Annotated in this window: 17 protein-coding genes; 5 read left to right on the top strand and 12 right to left on the bottom strand. The window is 45.9% G+C overall.

Annotated elements, in window-relative coordinates; all coding sequences use genetic code 11:
* Positions 1–87: 87 nt before the first annotated feature.
* Complete coding sequence (obgE, locus tag ACTHTS_RS05910) at positions 88–1242, top strand: GTPase ObgE (protein WP_440369509.1); 1155 nt, start codon at positions 88–90, stop codon at positions 1240–1242.
* Positions 1243–1482: 240 nt separating this feature from the next.
* Positions 1483–2904 carry a cysteine--tRNA ligase gene (cysS, locus tag ACTHTS_RS05905; RefSeq protein ID WP_440369508.1) on the top strand — a complete coding sequence of 474 codons (1422 nt, stop codon included), beginning with the start codon at positions 1483–1485 and terminating at the stop codon, positions 2902–2904.
* 112 nt (positions 2905–3016) lie between these two features.
* Here cysS and ACTHTS_RS05900 read toward each other — a convergent pair whose 3' ends face one another.
* Both ACTHTS_RS05900 and ACTHTS_RS05895 read right to left on the bottom strand, forming a co-directional pair.
* Positions 3017–3622 carry a nitroreductase family protein gene (locus tag ACTHTS_RS05900; protein WP_440369507.1) on the bottom strand — a complete coding sequence of 202 codons (606 nt, stop codon included), beginning with the start codon at positions 3620–3622 and terminating at the stop codon, positions 3017–3019.
* Positions 3623–3637: 15 nt separating this feature from the next.
* Positions 3638–4033, bottom strand: a complete 396-nt coding sequence (locus ACTHTS_RS05895; protein ID WP_440369506.1) for a DoxX family protein — start codon at positions 4031–4033, stop codon at positions 3638–3640.
* Positions 4034–4161: 128 nt separating this feature from the next.
* On the opposite strand from ACTHTS_RS05895, the gene ACTHTS_RS05890 reads away from it, so the two are divergent.
* Positions 4162–5052, top strand: coding sequence for a LysR family transcriptional regulator (locus ACTHTS_RS05890; protein WP_440369505.1), 891 nt, complete (start codon positions 4162–4164; stop codon positions 5050–5052).
* A 57-nt stretch (positions 5053–5109) separates the two neighbouring features.
* Here ACTHTS_RS05890 and ACTHTS_RS05885 read toward each other — a convergent pair whose 3' ends face one another.
* The 7 genes from ACTHTS_RS05885 to ACTHTS_RS05855 all read right to left on the bottom strand — a co-directional run bounded on the left by ACTHTS_RS05885 (position 5110) and on the right by ACTHTS_RS05855 (position 12622).
* A complete protein-coding gene (locus ACTHTS_RS05885; protein WP_440369504.1) occupies positions 5110–5451 on the bottom strand; it encodes a hypothetical protein in 342 nt (113 codons plus the stop codon).
* A gap of 46 nt (positions 5452–5497) precedes the next feature.
* On the bottom strand, positions 5498–5845 hold the full coding sequence (locus ACTHTS_RS05880; RefSeq protein ID WP_440369503.1) for a hypothetical protein: 348 nt from the start codon (positions 5843–5845) through the stop codon (positions 5498–5500).
* 636 nt (positions 5846–6481) lie between these two features.
* Positions 6482–8755: a Tex family protein gene (locus ACTHTS_RS05875; protein WP_440369502.1), complete on the bottom strand. Its 2274-nt coding sequence runs from the start codon at positions 8753–8755 to the stop codon at positions 6482–6484.
* Between the two features lie 63 nt (positions 8756–8818).
* The gene (locus ACTHTS_RS05870) at positions 8819–9469 is read right to left on the bottom strand and encodes an ABC transporter ATP-binding protein (protein ID WP_440369501.1); all 651 of its coding nucleotides are present in this window, start codon (positions 9467–9469) and stop codon (positions 8819–8821) included.
* Positions 9466–10263, bottom strand: coding sequence for an ABC transporter permease (locus ACTHTS_RS05865; protein ID WP_296117420.1), 798 nt, complete (start codon positions 10261–10263; stop codon positions 9466–9468). The genes ACTHTS_RS05870 and ACTHTS_RS05865 overlap by 4 nt, the downstream gene beginning before the upstream one ends.
* On the bottom strand, positions 10263–11432 hold the full coding sequence (locus tag ACTHTS_RS05860; RefSeq protein WP_440369500.1) for a capsule biosynthesis protein: 1170 nt from the start codon (positions 11430–11432) through the stop codon (positions 10263–10265). The genes ACTHTS_RS05865 and ACTHTS_RS05860 overlap by 1 nt, the downstream gene beginning before the upstream one ends.
* 11 nt (positions 11433–11443) lie before the next feature.
* Complete coding sequence (locus tag ACTHTS_RS05855) at positions 11444–12622, bottom strand: polysaccharide biosynthesis/export family protein (RefSeq protein WP_371491978.1); 1179 nt, start codon at positions 12620–12622, stop codon at positions 11444–11446.
* Positions 12623–12741: 119 nt separating this feature from the next.
* Here ACTHTS_RS05855 and ACTHTS_RS05850 point away from each other — a divergent pair, with 119 nt between their 5' ends.
* Together ACTHTS_RS05850 and ACTHTS_RS05845 are read left to right on the top strand one after the other, a co-directional pair.
* Positions 12742–13845, top strand: a complete 1104-nt coding sequence (locus tag ACTHTS_RS05850) for a stealth family protein (protein ID WP_440369499.1) — start codon at positions 12742–12744, stop codon at positions 13843–13845.
* Between the two features lie 18 nt (positions 13846–13863).
* Complete coding sequence (locus ACTHTS_RS05845) at positions 13864–17553, top strand: CDP-glycerol glycerophosphotransferase family protein (RefSeq protein ID WP_440369498.1); 3690 nt, start codon at positions 13864–13866, stop codon at positions 17551–17553.
* Between the two features lie 72 nt (positions 17554–17625).
* Here the strand turns inward: ACTHTS_RS05845 and ACTHTS_RS05840 are convergent, their stop codons facing one another.
* The 3 genes from ACTHTS_RS05840 to ACTHTS_RS05830 form a co-directional block, all read right to left on the bottom strand.
* Positions 17626–18108: an acyltransferase gene (locus ACTHTS_RS05840; RefSeq protein WP_440369497.1), complete on the bottom strand. Its 483-nt coding sequence runs from the start codon at positions 18106–18108 to the stop codon at positions 17626–17628.
* Positions 18109–18146: 38 nt separating this feature from the next.
* Positions 18147–18668: a hypothetical protein gene (locus ACTHTS_RS05835; RefSeq protein ID WP_440369496.1), complete on the bottom strand. Its 522-nt coding sequence runs from the start codon at positions 18666–18668 to the stop codon at positions 18147–18149.
* A gap of 85 nt (positions 18669–18753) precedes the next feature.
* Positions 18754–20124, bottom strand: a complete 1371-nt coding sequence (locus ACTHTS_RS05830) for an XcbB/CpsF family capsular polysaccharide biosynthesis protein (protein WP_150540577.1) — start codon at positions 20122–20124, stop codon at positions 18754–18756.
* Between the last annotated feature and the right edge of the window lies 1 nt (position 20125).

The following is a 20125-nucleotide window of genomic DNA, read 5'->3' as shown; positions in this document are numbered from 1 at the left end:
AATAAGCAACATTTTATCCGTTCAGACACCAAGCTCCTCTATTAACAAAGGCCGTCTGGAACAACCGAATACCCATAAGAGAACATCATGAAATTCATCGACGAAGCAAAAATCGAAGTCGCCGCAGGCAAAGGCGGTAATGGCGCAACCAGTTTCCGCCGCGAAAAATTCGTACCGCGCGGCGGCCCTGACGGCGGCGATGGTGGCAAAGGCGGCAGCGTTTGGGCAGAAGCCGACGAAAACACCAACACCCTCGTCGAATACCGCTTCGTCAAACGCTACCAAGCCCAAAACGGCGAAAAAGGCCACGGTTCCGACCGCTACGGCGCAGGTGCGGACGACATCGTCCTCAAAATGCCCGTCGGCACCCTCATCCGCGACCTCGATACAGACGAAATCGTCGCCGACCTGACTTACCATGGCCAGCGCGTCTGCCTTGCCAAAGGCGGCAAAGGCGGCTTGGGCAACATCCACTTCAAATCCTCCGTCAACCGCGCGCCCAAACAATCCACTCCCGGCGAAGAAGGCGAAACCCGTTCCCTGCAACTCGAGCTTAAAGTCCTCGCCGACGTCGGCTTGTTAGGCATGCCCAACGCCGGCAAATCCACCCTGATTACCGCCGTATCCGCCGCACGCCCCAAAATCGCCAACTACCCCTTCACCACCCTGCATCCAAACTTGGGCGTCGTGCGCATCGACGAAAACCACAGCTTCGTCATGGCCGACATCCCCGGCCTGATTGAAGGCGCAGCAGAAGGCGCAGGCCTTGGCCACCGCTTCCTCAAACACTTATCGCGCACCGGCCTGCTGTTGCACGTCGTCGATTTGGCTCCTTTTGACGAAACCGTCAACCCCGCCGAAGAAGCCCTCGCCATCATCAACGAATTGCGCAAATACGACGAAGAGCTCTACGACAAACCACGCTGGCTGGTTCTGAACAAACTCGATATGCTTGATGAAGAAGAAGCCCAAGCGCGTAGCGCCGCCTTCCTCGAAGCCATCGGCTGGGATTACCCCAAACCCGATGACCGCTTCCAATTCGACATGGAAACCCCGCGCCTCTTCCAAATCAGCGCACTAACCCACCAAGGTACGCAGGAATTGGTACACCAAATCAACCAATACCTAACCGAGAAAAAACGCATCGAAGCCGAAAAAGCAGAAGCGGAACAGGCAGTGGCAAAAGCCGAAATTGCCGAGCAGCAGCCTAAAACGGATACTGGCGTGTTTAAACCGGAGTAAAAAATTTCAGACGGCCTTTTTTATCCACAGGCCGTCTGAAAATACAAAACATAGGGCGGGTTTTATACCTGCCCTTTCGGTAAGCAGCATTCTCCTTTTTTCAAAAATCAAACGATAAAGTAGCAACGGACACAGCCATAAATTTGTTTTAGAATTCTATAACCGTATTCAATTTATAAACGCCGTTAAAGTATGATTAAGACGGCCTCTACACCAAACGACAACCTTTAGCGAAACCTCATGACCACCATCTACAACACCCTTACCCGTCAAAAAGAACCCTTCACCCCCATCGACCCTAAAAACGTGCGTATGTACGTTTGCGGCATGACTGTTTACGACTATTGCCACTTAGGCCATGCCCGTGTGATGGTTGTGTTCGATATGATTGCCCGCTGGCTGCGCGAGTGCGGTTATCCGCTCACTTATGTGCGCAACATTACCGACATCGACGACAAAATCATCGCCCGTGCGGCTGAAAACGGCGAAACCATCGGCGAGCTGACTGCGCGTTTCATTCAGGCCATGCATGAAGATGCCGATGCTTTGGGTGTGTTGCGTCCCGACATCGAGCCGAAGGCGACGGAAAATATCCCGCAAATGATTGCCATGATTGAAACCTTGATTCAAAACGGTAAGGCATACCCTGCCGCAAACGGCGACGTTTACTACGCCGTGCGCGAGTTTGCCGCTTACGGTCAATTGTCGGGCAAATCGTTGGACGACCTGCGCGCAGGCGAACGCGTGGAAGTGGACGGTTTCAAACGCGATCCGCTTGATTTTGTGTTGTGGAAAGCGGCCAAAGCAGGCGAGCCGGCATGGGAAAGCCCGTGGGGCAATGGTCGTCCGGGTTGGCACATCGAATGCTCTGCCATGAGTGAAAACCTGTTCGGCGACACCTTCGATATTCACGGTGGCGGCGCGGATTTGCAATTCCCGCACCACGAAAACGAAATCGCCCAAAGTGTCGGCGCGACAGGACATACCTGCGGCCACGACCACGCGCAAACCCACCACGGTCGAAGCATCACCAGCCACGTCAAATACTGGCTGCACAACGGCTTTATCCGCGTGGACGGCGAAAAAATGTCCAAATCGCTGGGCAACTTCTTCACCATCCGCGAAGTGTTGAAACAATACGATCCCGAAGTCGTGCGTTTCTTCATCCTGCGCGCCCACTACCGCAGCCCGTTGAACTACTCCGACGCGCATTTGGACGACGCAAAAGGCGCGCTGACCCGTCTGTACACCACGTTGAAAAACACACCAGCGGCTGAGTTTGATTTGTCTGAAAACGCTAACGACTACACCCGCCGCTTCTACGCCGCCATGAACGACGATTTCGGCACGGTCGAAGCGGTTGCCGTGTTGTTTGAGCTGGCAGGCGAAGTGAACAAAACCAATGATGCGCACCTCGCCGGCTGCCTGAAAGCTTTGGGTGGCATCATCGGTCTGTTGCAACGCGATCCGATTGAGTTTCTGCAAGGCGGTGCTGTTTCAGACGGCCTGTCCAACGAGGAAATCGACGATTTGATCGCCCGACGCAAACAGGCGCGCGCGGATAAAAACTGGGCGGAATCCGACCGCATCCGCGACCTTCTGAACGAACACAAAATCATTCTGGAAGACAACGCCGGCGGTACGACTTGGCGCCGAGGTTGATTTCATGGCATAGATAAAAGGCCGTCTGAAACTGTTTTCAGACGGCCTTTTTAATTTTGGTATTTCAAAAAGTGCGCAAACATCGCGCCCTTTGTTTAAAACATTACTTCATTTATGCGCCAAATACTTTCAGACGGCCTTCGATTGGTTGGAAGGCTTTTTCACCGGCTGAAGCCGCGATACCGCCAATCACCATTTGCGCACGCAACAACCAGCTTTCCGGCAAGTTCCATTCTTTGGCAATGGCCGCATCAGGCAGTGGATTGTAGTGTTGCAGATTGGCGCCGATACCGGCAGCCGCCAATGTTGTCCACACAGCATATTGAACCATGGCATTTGCCTGATCCGCCCAGATCGGGAAGTTGGCCGCATAAGATGGGAACTGCTCTTGCAAGCCTTTGATAACATCTTGATCTTCAAAGAACAAAACTGTCGCCGCACCTGCTTTAAACAAGTTCAGTTTTTGTGCAGTGGCTTCAAACTGCTCAGCAGGAACAACCGCACGCAACGCTTCTTCAACAAAATGCCACACTTTGGCATGTTCTTTGCCAAACGATACGACTACTCGGGCAGATTGCGAATTGAAAGAAGACGGCGTATGCAAAACGGCGTGTTCGATGATTTTGGTTACTTCCTCATTGGACAGGGGCAGGGTGTTGTTCAATGCATAGATAGAACGACGGGTTTCAGCAGCTTGTTGCAAAACAGAATAAGTCATGATCTTTTCCTTAAATTAATCTTTATCTTTACCAAAAGCGTTATCCAAAGCCCACGCTCCGCCACCGGCTACTGCCAGATACAAAAACACGAAGCAGAACAAAACGGCAGATTCGCCATGGTTGGCCAATGGAAACAAAACATTACCAAAAGACGCGTGCGCCATAAAGTAGGCGGCTGCCATCTGACCCGACAAAACAAACGCGGCCGGACGCGTAAACAGGCCCAATATCAATAAGATACCGCCAACAATTTCCAAAATACCGGCCACCAGCATCAAGCCTTCCGGCGCACCGCCCATAGACATCGGAAAACTGAAAAACTTGGCCGTGCCATGCAGCAAAAACAGATACGCCGTAACAATACGCAAGACAGACAATACAACAGGTTGGAATGATTTGAGGGCTGACATCTTAATAATCCTTATTTTAATGGCTACCTGAAAGAGGTAGGGAGCAATTTCAATAAGTGCAGTATAGATAATTCCCAGTAAGAGATATATACTCAAATTATTGATACAACGTTTCCTAATAAGAAATCATGGATACCCTATTCAGCCTGAAAGTTTTCCGCCAAGTTGTTCAAAGCGGCAGTTTTACCCGTGCCGCCGATCAGCTCGACATCTCCACCGCCATGGCCAGCAAACACGTCAGCCATCTGGAAAACACCATTCAAGCCAAGCTCTTACACCGCAACAGCCGCAACCTCCACCTGACCGAAGCAGGCGAAGAATACTACCGCCAATGCAGCTACGCGCTGGATACCTTGGACACCGCTGCCCAAAAAGCGGCAGGCGGCGCCGACACGCCGCAAGGTATGTTGCGCGTTACCATGCCCCTGTGGTTTGCAGGCGGCAATATGAGCGCATGGTTGGCCGAATACCGCCAGCATTATCCCAAAGTTACACTCGACCTCGTCCTCGACAACCGCCATATCGACCTCATCGCCGAAGGTTTCGACCTCGCCTTGCGTGTTTCCAAAACCCCCTCCCCTTCGCTGATCGTCAAACCGCTGGCCAAAATCGAGTTTGTCTTGCTTGCCGCCCCCGACTATCTCGCCCGACACGGCACACCCGATACACCCGAAGCCGTCATGCAGCACCAAGCCATCCTGCCCTCCTATACCAGTCAACAAAACTGGGAAATTACCCACCGCCACACCGGAGAAAAAGCCATTCTCCACCTCTCCCCCGTTATCCGCAGTGACAACACGCTGATGATACGCGAGCTGATTAAAGCAGGCGCAGGCATAGGCTATCAGCCCCTTTGGGCGGTTCAGCAGGAATTGAAGGACGGCACATTGATCCAACTTCTGCCCGATTACACCATCTGGACAGACCAACTGAACGCCACCTATGTCGACAGGGCATTTCTCAGTGCGAAAGTGCGCAGCTTTATCGACTTTCTCAATAAAAAAATATCGGAAGGATAAACATCAAGGCCGTCTGAAACACTTTTCAGACGGCCTTTAATCAAAGCAACAATCCAATCAATAATTGGTCGAGCAGAACTGTTCGCGTTTGTCCGCATCGGCGACATAGCATGTCAAACCCATGCCTGACGCATTGCTGTTGTTCGCTTTCGCACCCGGTTTCTTGTTCACCAAAACCTTACCGTTTTTTCCGATTTCAACGGTCACGCCTTTGCCGTTTTTCAACTTCCATTTCAACACTTGCGCATCGGCACTTTGGCACTTGCTGACTGTACAGCCGCCTTCTGTCGCGACGTTGCCGTTTTTATAAATCACGCACTGTTGCTGGCTGTCGGTACAAGCCGCATATGCAGCAACGGAGAAACAGGAAATCAGCGCGGCAAACAAAACAGGTTTCATGGTTTGAACTCCTAAGGTTGTGATGATGGATTTGTGATATTTGGAACTATACGCTTATTTGAAGATACCTACTACTCTTCAAATATGCATAAGTTGCAGCCATAGAAGCTGAAGCAACTGCCCTATTCAATTGATATGCAGCTCCCGTCAACATAGCACCAGCTGCATTTGCATTACCAGAGAGACCTGCATTGGCTACAGAAGCTCCCATAGCAGCACTTGTAGCGGCGAAAGATAAGGCTGCGATTGCAGCATCAAGGCCATCCAATGAATTTCTATCTGCTTCAGGCGTGGCTAAATATTTCTGAATATTATTAGCATTTTGAATCGCATCAGCAGTACTTAATCCATTTTCGCGTGCAATATTTAAAAAACTAAATCCAGCGTTTGGCATTCTCATACTCCAAATTTTAAACTAAAAACCACAACCCAAAAAACGGAAATACAAATTGCAAAAAATATAAATAAATTAACATACTGAACAATATAAAAAATCATATTAATTTGTTTAAAAAATTTACTTGACTCTGTAATATTACCAATAATAAACTTTACACTAGAGGAAAGAAAAAAAAGAGTGATCCCCCCACCATAGAATATATACTTATTAATTCTTACAAAAATAATAAAAATATCATAATATTCTCTCCTGTATACATATAAAATTCCACCTAATAAAAAATAACATATCATAAAGATAAAATAAAAAATACATATAAAAATCTTTACCATATTTTAAAATTTCAACCGAAATATCTTTTATTAATTTAATAAATATAGAATGGGTTACAAACCCAATATTCAAAAGTAGTCTAAAACAATATCTGTTTTCCAATAATCTTTCATAACAATAACAAAATACTAAACAGATACTCAACTTGTAATTTTGAGTAAAATACCATTATATCTAAAATCTACAATCCATTTCAGATAAACGGAATTTAACTAAAACAAACGTATCATTACAATTGTAAATGCCGGCAAAAGTTGTCTGAAAAGTTTTCAGACGACCTTTAATTGGTTTTCTACCTTACCGCTTCAACTTCGCAAACGCATCTGCCATTGCCGAATTGGTTGGGGCGCGCTCGTTGCGTTGGGGTTTGCGGTCGCGGCGTTCTTGATGTCGGGTTTCAGACGGCCTGTTGCCTTTGGTTGCTCCGCCCGCCTCGTCATCCAGTCGCATGGTCAGCGCGATGCGTTTTCTGGCGGCATCGACTTCCAGCACTTTCACTTTCACCACGTCGCCGGCTTTCACCACTTCGCGCGGGTCTTGGACGAACTTGTTGGACAGGGCGGAGATGTGTACCAAGCCGTCCTGATGGACGCCGATGTCCACGAACGCGCCGAAGTTGGCGACGTTGGAAACCACGCCTTCGAGTATCATGCCGACTTGCAAGTCGCTGATTTCGTGGATGCCTTCGGCGAAAGAGGCTGTCTGAAACTCGCCGCGCGGGTCGCGGCCAGGTTTTTCCAGCTCGGACAGGATGTCCAGAATGGTCGGCAGGCCGAAGCGTTCGTCAGTGAAGTCGGACGCTTTGATTTGCTTCACGCGCTCGCGGTTACCGATGAGTTCGGCGGCGGTAATGCCTTGTTGCGCCAGCATTTTGGCGACGACGGGATAGGCTTCGGGGTGGACGGCGCTCGCGTCCAGCGGCTCTTTGCCGCCGTTAATCCTTAAAAAACCCGCCGCCTGCTCGAAGGTTTTTTCGCCCAAACGCGGCACTTTCAGCAATTTTTTGCGGCTGTCGAACGCGCCGTTTTCATCGCGGTAGGCGACGATGTTTTGGGCAAGGGTTTGATTCAAACCGGAAATCCGCGCCAAGAGCGGGGCGGAGGCGGTGTTCACGTCCACGCCGACGGCGTTCACGCAGTCTTCTACCACCGCGTCCAGTGATTTGGCGAGCTGGCTTTGGTTCACGTCGTGCTGATACTGGCCCACGCCGATGGATTTTGGGTCGATTTTGACCAACTCGGCGAGCGGGTCTTGCAGCCTGCGGGCGATGGACACCGCGCCGCGCAGGGAAACGTCCAAGTCGGGGAACTCGCTCGCCGCCAGTTCGGACGCGGAATAAATCGACGCGCCGGCTTCGGAAACGACGATTTTGTGCAGCCCCATTTCCGGCATTCCGCGCACCAGTTCGCCCGCGATTTTGTCGGTTTCGCGGCTGGCGGTGCCGTTGCCGATGGCGATAAGCTTCACGCCGTGTTGTTTAATCAGGCGCGACAGCGTTGCCAACATATTGTTTTCTTGGTGCAAATAGACGATGACGGTATCCAGCAGTTTGCCCGTGTCGTCCACCACGGCGCATTTCACGCCGTTGCGGTAGCCGGGGTCGAGACCCAAAGTGGTCAGCCGTCCGGCGGGCGCGGCGAGCAGCAAGTCTTTGAGATTGCGGGCGAACACGGTAATCGCGTCGGTGTCGGCGGCTTCTTTCAGACGGCCTAGGGCTTCGAGTTCCAGCGACAGAAAGATTTTCGCGCGCCAAGTCATACGCACGGTGTCGCGCAGCCATTTGTGGCCGTCTGAAACCTTGAAGCGGCGGGCGATGATTTGCTCGTATTCGCTTTGCTGCGTAATCGGCGTGTCGTCGGGCTGGTATTTGAGCGCGATGTTCAACACGCCTTCGTTGCGGCCACGCAAAACCGCCAGCGCGCGGTGGCTGGGCATGGTGCGGACGGGTTCGCGGTGGTCAAAATAATCACTGAATTTTTCGCCTTCGGTTTCTTTGCCTTCAACGACTTGCGCGTGGATTTCGGCTTCGTTCCACAGCTTGTCGCGCAGCGTGCCGATGAGTTCCGCGTCTTCGGCAAACTGCTCCATCAGAATCGCGCGCGCGCCGTCCAGCGCGGCTTTGGTGTCGGGGACGTTTTCGTTCAGGTAGCCTTGCGCGGCGGCTTCCACGTCCTGCGGCTGCTCGGCAAGCAACACGTCCGCCAGCGGCTGCAAACCGTGTTCGCGCGCAATTTGCGCCTTGGTGCGGCGTTTGGGCTTGTAGGGCAGATACAGGTCTTCCAGCGCGGTTTTGTTGTCGGCTGCTTCGATTTGCGCCCTGAGGTCGTCTGAAAGCTTGCCTTGCTCTTCAATGCTTTTTAAAACAACGGTTTTGCGCTCTTCCAATTCGCGCAGATATTGCAACCGCTCAGCAAGCTGGCGCAGCTGCGTATCATCTAGCCCGCCTGTAGCTTCTTTACGGTAACGCGCGATAAAAGGTACGGTTGCACCATCATCTAAAAGCTCAATCGCAGCATTGATTTGCGCGGCAGTGGCGGAGAGTTCTTGGGAAAGAATTTGAGTAATGTTCATCAATAGAATTCCAACGGACAGGCCGTCTGAAATTTCAGACGGCCTGATTTAAAAACAATCGCTTTAAGGCAGCGAATTATAATATTCGTAGGCTTTGTCCATGCCTTCAAACTGGTACATATGTCCTTTTTCCAGCACCATCGCATTATCGCAATACTGCTTCATGGCGCTGTGGCTGTGTGACACCAAAATGATGGAACGGTCTTTGCGCTTTTCAAACAACTCGTACTTACATTTATCGGCAAAGCGCGAGTCGCCAACCGCAATCACTTCGTCAATCAGATAGCAGTCAAACTCTACCGCCAACGACAAAGCAAATGCCAAACGCGCCTTCATACCTGAAGAATAACGCTTAACCGGCTCGTAAAGATACTGACCCAGCTCGGAAAACTCTTCGGTAAAGTTCTTCACATAATCGATGTCGACGTTGTAAATCCGGCAGATGAAACGCAAATTGTCCATACCGGTCAGACTGCCTTGAAACGCACCGGAGAATGCCAAAGGCCAAGAAATACTCATCGTCCGCTTGATTTCGCCCGTAGTCGGCGGCTCAACGCCACTGATCAAACGGATCAGCGTCGATTTACCTGCACCGTTGCGGCCGAGAATACCGATTTTCTCGCCCTTCTCCATTTTGAAGTTGATATCGTGCAAGACTGTCCGCCAACCTTGGCGGGTCAGATAGCGCTTGGAAACGTGTTCAACTGAAATCATTGCGGCTCAACCCCTTTGCTGAATCTCGCCACCATCGCCAAACCAAGCAGCAGCAAAACTAAATTACACAATAAAATATACCAAGGATTTTCGTAAGTCGTAACGCTGTTACCAAAATATCCGGCACGGAACATTTCTGTACCATGCACCATCGGAAGCATCAGCACATAGTGTTGCAACTGCTGAGGCAGGTTGTGTACGAAGAAAAACACGCCGGACAAAGGCATCATCACAAAACTGATGGTACTCCAAACTTTGCCAAACGGCTCAAAATGAAACGCCACCGAACAGATGACCAGCCCCAATCCAACGGCAAACATTGCCATCAAAAGCCAAGCCAACAACATATAGAAAATATCTGCCGGTACATCAATCCAACCGATGAGGACCAATGCGAACATAATCACGACCTGCGCAATGGTGGCGCCGGCAATCTCCAACAACATACGCGCAAAAATGGTATCTAAAACACGTACATTTCGGTGATACAGCAGGCTTGTGTTGGCCGCAATCGAACCGATGGCGCGATTAGAGGCATTACGCCACATCATCATCATCGGATAGCCTGTCAGCGTGAAAGCCACGATATTCAAAGCCGACACGTTGTGCATGCGGAAAAACTTCCACATCAACACCATAACCAAAGTCAGCAGCAAAGGTTCGACAAATAACCACAAAAAACCAATGTTATTACGACCGTAGCGAGTAATAATTTCACGCATTAAGAGTGCGCCGATTACCCTTTTTTGGATAAGCAACGACTCCAAAAACGATGTTTTATGTAGCTCTTTCATCAGTTTTTATGCTCACGGATACTTGCAGACAGCAACACAGCAATGCCATAGACAATCAAACCGATAACAAACGTTGCCACGATGTTGTACAGACGGTTTGGCTCATGCGCCAAGTCAGGTTTGTTCGGCTGGGAAATCACTTCCAAATACAATTGCTGACGATCTGCTTCCGCTTTTGCACTTTCCAAAGAAGTCATCGCCGCAGCCAATTGTTTCTCAGCCAATTCGTTTTCCAAATACACGCGCTGATATTCCGCCGCCTGATTGGACAACGAACCCTCGCCGCCGCCGGAAATCGCTTTCATTTGTTGCGAAATTTCTTTGCGCAAGCTTTTCTCACGCGCAATCAAACCTGGAATTTGCGGGTTTTCAGGCGTAACGGCTTTTACCTGGTCAAGCTGGGTTTGAATGACAATCAACTCGTCCTGCAATTTAGACACCAAACCCATTTGCACATCGGATTGCGCCTTCAAGTCGAAAATACCGTTGGACACACGAAATTTTGTCAATTGGGCAGAAGCTTCTTTAACTTGCTCTTCAGCCGAATTGACCACTTCCTGAGCATAACGAATCGTATCCTGACGCGCACGCTCGTTCAGCTGGTTAATTAATACCTCACCCTGTTTGAGCAAAGCATCATTAATCTTTTGAGATTCACCGGCATTGAACGATGTAACGCTCAAATTGGAAATGCCTGAGACAGAGTCAAAATGGATAGATACCTTATCGCGGTAGTATTGATAAAACGCCTCATCCTCGCCACGCAGGCCAAAACCATTAAAACGGCTGAAAATATCGCCTTCTTTTTCATAAAAATCACGAACGGGCATTTTCTTACGCAACGCGTCCAAAGCCGAACGCGACTGCATATATTCCTGCACGGTATAAATATCGTCTTGCGCACGAGAGAAACCAGACCCCTGCAAAATAGCGCCCAAGCCGTTCAAAGACGATTGGCTCTTAGGAGAGCGCACCACAAAGCTGGACTGGGATGTGAACTGATCAGAAGCAAATAGTCCGTAATACACACCGGAACACAAAGTCGGCACGATAACCGTTACCCAAAGCAACGGCTTAATCTTACGCAACCAAGACTTTTTGGTCTTTTTCTTTTCGGGAGCTGGTTGTTCCGGTTTCACATCCACATTTGCAGAAACTTGCTCAGACATTATTTTTCCCATTAGTTCACTAAATTATTAATACTGTTCGCACCGCTAACCACAGGCGAGAACACAAATGACAAGAACTTGCGTACTTCAGCCATTGGCGCATTCGATACGTACACCACGTCCTTATCCTTCACAGGGAAACGCTGCATCCAAAACATAGAATTCGCATCTGCCAGGTTCAAACGGTAGACCACAGGAATCTCCGCACGATCGCCATAGCCCTTTTCAACCCATTTAGATTGTTTTTCCGGAGGCAACTCGGACAAAGGCGCATAACGGAATACAAATACACCGCGCGCATCTGCACGATAATCCTGCAAACCGCCCATACGTCCCACAGCCTCAGCCAAAGACAAGCCCTTCACAGAGAAACCAATCTGCTGCGTATGACCAACCGCACCCATAGACGTAAACGTGCTTGGATTAGTAATCATTGTTACTACATCACCGCGGCGCAACAAAATATTTTGACGCGGATGCGCCACCAAGTCTTCCAAAGCAATCGTTCTGACAACATTGCCACGTGTCAGCTGTACGTTCGTATCCTGAACATTCGCAGTCGAACCGCCCACGGCAGCCACCGCATCCAACACACGCTCGCCTGCAGCCGTCAAAGGCATACGCACACTGTTACCCGCGCGGATAACCGATACATTCGCCGCATTGTTTTGCACCATGCGCACCATTACCTGCGGCTGGTTCGCCATTTTTTTCAGACGGCCTTTAATAATGTTTTGCACCTGAACCGGTGTTTTACCGAGGACAGACACATCGCCGATAAACGGCACAGAAATCGTACCTGCAGAGCTGACCATCTGTTCAGGAAGCTTCGTTTGCTGAGCATTACCCGAACCGGTAGACGACAAAGCCCCACCGAACAGCACAGCCGGAGGAGCTTCCCAAATCGTAATGTCCAGCACATCACCTATATTGATAGCCCCTATTGATGACGTACCATCGCCCAGCTGAGCAAATGACTGATTAACTTGCGCTTGATATAGCGACTGAGCTACCGCACCATTCACATCAATCAATTCCACCTCCGGCACTTCGGCTGTAGCCTGCTGTTGCCCCAAAGCAACAACATTTCGCGTACTCGGACCAGAATTAGGAAGAGAAGAGCATGCAGCCAACAGACTGACATACAACAATAACATGCCCCTGCGGGTAAGACATTCTGCTTTCAACATTGATTAAATCTCACTATACTTTTAATTACGCACAGCCATTATAACACCTGATGAAATATTAGGCCGTCTGAAAACCTGACATAAGTATCAAAAAACATCACATTACAGCGAATACCGTCATGAGAAAACTTAAAAAACTGATTCGACAACCAGGTGTATTCTTCCGCGACTATCTCAACAAAAGATACCCTGTCCGCAACGCCGAACAGCGTACAACAGAGTCTGACGAACCGGTCATTATCGACAACACCCTGTATTTAGCCGAACTTGAAAATAGTATCAACCTTCCTCCTATTAAAGTTGATGTCGTTTTCACATGGGTAAATAACCAAGATCCCAAATGGCAGCAGCGTCGCCGCCAATATAGCCCTACCGCCGAACAAAACGCACTCCACAATAATGACGAAGCCCGTTTCAGCAACCACAACGAACTTTACTATTCACTTCACAGCGTGCGTACCTTCCTGCCGTGGGTTAACCATATCTACATCATTACCGACAACCAACGCCCCGATTGGCTCAATCCTGCCGACTATCCCAACGTCAGCATAATAGATCACAGTCAAATCATTGCCCCGCAATACCTGCCCACCTTCAATTCGCATGTAATCGAAGCACACCTGCACAACATTCCCAATCTAAATGAACACTTCATCTATTTTAACGATGATGTATTTGTTGCCCGTCCATTACCGAAGGAACACTTCTTTCACGCCAACGGCATTGCCTCACTTTTTATTGCAGACAAAAGCCTAAAACAAATGTCCGAAAGAGGAACCGATACACCCACTCTTTCCGCCTCAAAAAACTGCATCGCACTATTACAACAGCACTACGACTGCCACATCGATCGTCCGTTAGTACACACCTATATCCCACTGCATAAAAGCAGCTTTCAATTTGCTTGGCAGCACTACCGAACTGAGATTGAAGCCTTTTTATCCAACCGTTTCCGTTCTAACTACGATCTCAACCTTGCCACCTTCCTCGTACCTTGGCTGATGTTTTTAAACAGGAAATCTACAGTAGGTAATGAAATATGTTATTATTTTAATATCCGCTCCAACAAAGCGCCTGCCCAATATATCAAGCTCTTGGAAAATAAAAAAAATGGGTGGCAGCCACACTCTTTTTGTGCCAACGATTTTCACAGCCAGCAACAGATTGAAAACTACCAGGACAAACTGATTCAAATGCTGGAAAATTACTTCAAAACCAAATAAAAATAAAAGGTCAAAAAAATGAATAATAAAAAATTTCGGAAGCTCTTACGAGACCCTAAACTCTTTTTCCGCGACATGTACGCCAAACGCGTAATGAAACTCAAAAAATACCTTCCCTTAAAATACGAAGGTAATAATCAATTTACAATCGTTTCAGCCGTTTATAACGTCGAAAAATACCTTGATGAATACTTTGACAGTATCGTCAAACAAAGCTTAAATTTCAAAAAACACATTCAAATCATTCTAGTAGATGATGGGTCAACCGACCATTCGGCAGAAATCATCAAACGATGGCAAGCCAAGTTTCCCCAAAATATCCATTATTTTTACAAAGAAAATGGCGGCCAGGCCTCGGCACGCAATCTGGGTTTGCAACATACACAAACTGAATGGGTAGTATTTACTGACCCTGACGATTATCTTCACCCTGACTACTTCAAATCAGTAGATACTCAAATTAGCCAACATCCGTCGGCAGTAACTGTAGCTACTAATATGAAATTTTTCTTTGAAAATCAAAATATCATTAAAGATAGTCATCCTCTAAGATTCCGTTTTAACAAAACCCACGTTATTGATGTTGCCAAGCTCGATAAATTTATCAATATGTCTGCAGCCTCAACCTTTTTCAGAGTCAGCCATATTAAAAAACAGAATTTGGTGTTTGACCACAATGTTAAGCCAAACTTTGAAGATGGCAAATTTATTGCAGACTATTTATTAGATTTGCAGGATGCAAAAGCTGTGTTTGACAGAGATGCCGTCTATTTCTATCGAAAACGTGAAAGTGGCACATCTACTTTAGATACTTCTTGGCAAAAAGTAGAAAAGTTTTCTAATGTTTTTGAGTACGGCTTCTTGCCTATGCTTAAAAACTATAAAAACCGCTTAGGGTATGTACCCTCCTCAATACAAAAAACTGCATTATATGATATGGCTTGGTATATTCAACAATTGCTTAATAGACCTGAACGTCTAGATTTGTTGGATACCAAACAAAAATCACATTTTTATGATCTAATGCAGCAGGTTTTTGATTATATTGATCAAAAAAATATTATGGAATTTGGCTTAGCAGGAGTATGGCTATTCCATAAAGTTGGTATGCTTGGAATGTTCAAACAGAGCGAGCCTCCATTCCAAATCGCCTATATTGAAAACATCGATCGTGAACGCAAACAGTTCCTTATCAGCTATTTTACCTATTTTGACCAGCCATATTCTGTGCAAGCCGATGGGCGTGATCTTATTCCTGTCTATGCAAAAAGCGTGGTCAATAAGCTAAATGAACAATTATTTGTTTACGAAAAACGTTTGTGGATTCCCTATGGTGACGTTGCAGACAACACTAAAATTAATATCCTACTCAACAAAAAAGCAATGCGAATTTCGATTAAAGGTAAAACCTTTATGCACGGCATCGCATTAAATGAACTTACCGGTTTATTTACGCCGTCTGAAAAATACCTTTCAGACGGCAGTTGGCTCTTGATGGACAGGGAAACCAAAGCCGATGACAACGCCGAGCATTTTTATCGTTATATGATGCAGAACCACCCTGAACAAACTTGCTATTTCGTACTTAACAAAACTGCCCCAGACTGGAACCGTCTCGAACAGGAAGGCTTCAAACTTGTAGAATTCGGCGGTAGTGAATATGAACGACATTTGTGTAAAGCTGAAAAAATCATTTCCAGTCATTTGGAAAAACACATCAACAATTATTTTGGGGATTTATACGAACACAGCAAAAAATTTGTCTTTCTTCAGCACGGAGTAACCAAAGACAATCTTTCTGCATGGACAAATAGCAAACAAAACCTACACTGTTTCATTACCACTACTGAGCCAGAAAGTCGCTCGATTAAGGCTGACTTCAATACCTACAAGCTGACCGAAAAAGAAGTAGCACTAACTGGATTTCCACGCTACGACTCCTTACTATCAAAAAATAAGCCCGACAGTCGCAAGATCCTGATTATGCCAACTTGGCGCAATAACATTGTCGGTCAAAATATCGGTACAGGTAGCAATACTCGTACGCTCAACAGTGCTTTTATGGAAACTGACTATGCCCGTTACTGGCAGGCTCTGCTTCACGACCAGCGCCTGAAGGAAATGGCAGAAACCTACGGCTACGAAGTAATTTTTGCACCACACCCAAATATCGAGCCCTATTTGGAAGTAATGAATGTCCCTACCTATATAAAAATCTGGAGTGGACTGCGTGAAACTGAAAGTATTCAAAATCTTTTCGGACGTTGCGCCGTATTGATTACCGACTACTCATCAGTAGCATTTGACATGGCCTATCTGAATAAGGCAATTATTTACTATCAATTTGATAAAGAAGCCTTCTTTTCAGGTACGCACACCTATCAAAAAGGCTATTTCTCTTACGAAACTGACGGATTTGGCCCTATTACCATCAATCAGCATGAAACGCTGACTGAATTAGAAAACATTTTAAAATCAGGACATGCTAAACCCGAATATCTTGCTCGCATCCGCGATACCTTCCCCTTCCAGGAAGGTGGCAACTGCGAACGTGTGTATCAAGCTATTACTGCTCTTGACCATGCCGAAACCGCTGACAATCTGCCGATTTTAATCAATATGATTGAGCAAGCAGAAAATCATCAGGTATGGGACTTGGCTGCAAGCCGTATCCAAACTCTACTTGATACAGGCCGTCTGAATGCGGAAGAAACAGCTGATTATCGCCATCGTTATCTGAACGCTTTATTTGAAAGCAAACAGTTTGACACTTTGCAAAAGCTGTTACCTGATTATCCCGATACCGCAGGTTACTGGCATGCGAAAATGGACTTATATATCGGTAATGCCGTTAAAGGGGCGGAATTTTTTGCTGAAAACGAGAATATAGGAACGCAAAATGATTTACTTGTCGCATTGCTTGCAGCCTCGTTTCATCAAGCAAAAAGGCCGTCTGAAAAACTGTTTGCCCGGATAGGTACAGACTTACCCGACTCATATCAACCTTTGTTAGCCGTAGCACAAAAGCTATCGGAGCAAAATTATTTTGTAGCATTGGCTTTACTGAAAACGTATATTGATAGCTTGGATGATCGTACAAAAGGCTATCTCAAACCCGAGCTATTGGCTTCTTACCTCTGCATGAAACTTGGTAACTTACAAGGCGCGCATCAGTTTTTGGTTGCTTTTGAAAACCATACTCAGAATGATCCAAGTTGCCGTATCGCGATTGCAAGACTGGCAAAATTACGCGGTGATTCTGAAAAACTATTTACCCAGCTTAACCGTGCCTTTGAAGAAAATCTGCTCTTCATTCCTGAAGATTTAACAATCGATTATCTGAAAAAAATGTACGCTACCGGCAACACTGACGGCGAAGGATATCTATTGGCCCAACTGCGCCAAAAATATCCTGAGAATCCGTCTTTGGCCTTGTATGAAGCTGAAAAACTTGCCCAAAACCAAGATTGGGAGTCTGTCACCAAAATATTGGCTGATTTTGCACAAACCTCACCGGAAACGATGTATCTTTATACAACTGCTTTATGCCGTCTGAAAAACCATCAAGCAGCACAACGTTATTTTGACAGTTTCTCTCTACAAGACACAGCAGCATATTGGAAACTGGCAGCTGAAATAGCCGAAGCTAAAGGTGACAAGATATTACAGGCTGAGTGTCTGAAAAAACAATTGGCTTGTTTAGAGTAATCTCTGTCTTATCTTAAAAAAGGCCGTCTGAAAACTTTTATGTTTTCAGACGGCCTTTACTAGTTAGATGCACTAATCAAGTTCTACTGTTGAATTGATATAGGTGACATGATTCATTTCTGCTAAATCCTTACCTTCATCTATATCTGTGTATAAAACATTATTGCGTTCCCAAAATACATCTTTGCGTATGACTTTAGCCGGCACACCTGCAATAACACAGTTATTAGGAAAATGTTTTTTCACTACCGAAAATGCACCAACAATACTACCGCTACCAATCTTTGTACCACCCCAAATTGTTGCGCCATAGGCTACCCACACTCTGTCTCCAATGGTAACGTCTTTAGAAACATTTAAACGTTTGCCAGTATGAACATCATAAATCGGGTGTGCATCATCAGTACGGATTTGATTATTAGTGGCAAACATACAATCTTCACCAATGGACAAGGTTGTATGTTCGGCAACAGTAATATAAACCGGATTGGTACTGGTAGTTTTACTGCCGATGTTAATCGTACAGTCTACTCCCAAACACCATTGGCCTTGCATAGAAACATTCTCGCCAATATAGACTTTGCTGTCTTTGCCTAAAAAAACACATTACGCAAGTTTGCATTAGGGTGGATAACAACTTCATTCCCACCTCCTCCTAGAAATTGGAAATGACAGTTTCGCAGATTATCAGGTGCAGTAATTTTATTTCCGGAAGTATCAATATAATTGCCTGACATCACTTCTTTTTTACGGCTGTTAACTACTGGCCGTTCAGAAAAATATTGTTCCGCACGCTCGGCCAATTTGATAAAGACCGCACAGGTTTGGGCAAAATCCAAAGTACTGACATCATAAATGTATACATTATCCCCATCCTGCTTAGATAAGCTGAAGTTTGGAAACATTTCTCCGATATTATCTATCTCACTTTTATTACGATAAAACAGGAAAATCTTCTGCCAATCTAAATTTAAGCTGACAGAAAATGGTGTTTCACGGTCAGATTTGAAATTGCAGTACACATTCTGCTGATAATAAATATCAACAGACGTATTTTTTAATTTGATATTTTTAAGAATTTCTTGCTGAAATTCTTCAGTCGTTTTATCTACCATCACATTCCCCAAACATGATAAATATGGTTCAAATATTAAAAAAATAGACAGTAAATTTTAAACTTACTGTCTATTTACTTCACATTTAGTTCAGATTAATGTCCGAATCAGTAATATGGATGTCCAACAGCAAATTATTGATAATGGTATTGGACAAGAATACTGTGTTGCCTGAAAAATCTATGTGCTTTTGAATTTTTTCAAAGTCAAACTCGCATAATACAACTGTAGGCAATGCTTCTTTCAGCTCTTTAATATCCGGATAAAACTCTGATACTTTAGCCGATGAAATGACCACTTGATTTTCAAGGTTATGATCAATTACATCTGGTAGCTTTTTGAAAGTCTCCAAAATCGGCGTACGGATAGAGTGCAGATACAATGGATCTTTGCCGCCATAGTATTTATGGTTGCCCAAAAATGGGTCGATTGCAAAGGTTTTGTACCCACCAATTAAGCCGTGATATACCGCTCCTGTACCGCCTGATGATGCACCGCAAATGACTACGTTTTTCTTATCTACGCCATAAATATTCATCAGGCTCTTAATGAAACGCTGGATATTGTCTTCGATATTTTCATCAAACTTTGTATTCAACCCGTGACTGCCAAACGCGTCTGATACATCAGCCATACGGATGATATAAGTATTTGGCATAATGCTGTTGCTGATAAATGGAAATGGGTGGCTATAATAACGGTCAACCATATTCTCATTGCTCTTATTGGTATAAGAGAACAACACCAATAGGTTTTTCTTGTTGGCACTCAATACTTTCGGTGCTTCAACAGTATAAATAACATTTTCCAACTCATGGAAAGAGTCTGGGAAATAAGCCAAAAGATCTTTATAACTGTGCTTGTTCACACGACGGAACACACTTACGCCCATTTTGTGTTCAACAGCTAAAAAGCCTCTATTATTTAGCTCATAAACATAATCACTTAGTCCATGATTCCGAGCATAGCTTAGGAAAAACTCATTACTGTCGCCTTTAACACCAATATATTCAACTTCCGGCTTATCCAAATACTCGGCTAAATTAATGCCTTTATTTTTTTCAACATTCAGGATGTAACACAGTTCGCTGCCAAGATAAATGGAAGTAACTTCTAAAATCTCACTAAATTTATCCTCGATTTTTGCCCAATCGGCTTCAGCAAATTTAAAAGACAATACTGTCTTTTCTTGATTAACCGATTGTGGGTAACTTCCATAAATTTCTGAAATATATTTCAGAAATTTATGGAAGCCGGAAATCTTAGAAATTTTGCTCTTATTACGCTCAATAAAGTTAAAGGTTTGTCCTACTGCCGTATAACTGACGCTGACAAAATAGTCGTTCAACAGAAAATCAAACACTATACTTTGATTGTTATAAATCCAAGCGTTAACCTTTTGAGGATCAATCTTGGCTTTTCGTAAGATGTTTTGCTGAATTTGATATAAATCCATT

The organism is Neisseria sp. P0019.S003 (assembly GCF_051957115.1).
Lineage (GTDB): Bacteria > Pseudomonadota > Gammaproteobacteria > Burkholderiales > Neisseriaceae > Neisseria > Neisseria flavescens_D.
The sequence above is the reverse complement of the archived record's forward strand: the minus strand, read 5'-3'. Positions and strand labels throughout refer to the sequence as shown.